Origin of the sequence: Pseudomonas putida W15Oct28, from assembly GCF_000708715.2 — a bacterium.
Classification (GTDB): Bacteria; Pseudomonadota; Gammaproteobacteria; order Pseudomonadales; family Pseudomonadaceae; genus Aquipseudomonas; species Aquipseudomonas putida_R.
Map to the genome: position 1 here is coordinate 1 of NZ_JENB01000107.1, position 320 is coordinate 320.

The window sequence follows — 320 nt, forward strand, 5'->3', positions numbered from 1 at the left end:
ACCTACCAATATGCGGGGCCATAGCTCAGCTGGGAGAGCGCCTGCCTTGCACGCAGGAGGTCAGCGGTTCGATCCCGCTTGGCTCCACCACTTGCCTCACTTGATCAGAACTTAGAAATGAACATTCGTGAATGAATGTTGATTTCTGACTTTTGTCAGATCGTTCTTTAAAAATTCGGATATGTGATAGAAATAGACTGACATGCACTTTCACTGGTGTGTGATCAGGCTAAGGTAAAATTTGTGAGTTCTGCTCGAAAGAGCGACGTGCGAATTTTCGGCGAATGTCGTCTTCACAGTATAACCAGATTGCTTGGGGT

At 46.6% G+C, this 320-nt stretch carries 1 tRNA gene; it reads left to right on the top strand.

Annotated elements, in window-relative coordinates:
* Positions 1-14: 14 nt before the first annotated feature.
* Positions 15-90 (top strand) — tRNA-Ala (locus tag AK81_RS27620).
* Positions 91-320: the final 230 nt, after the last annotated feature.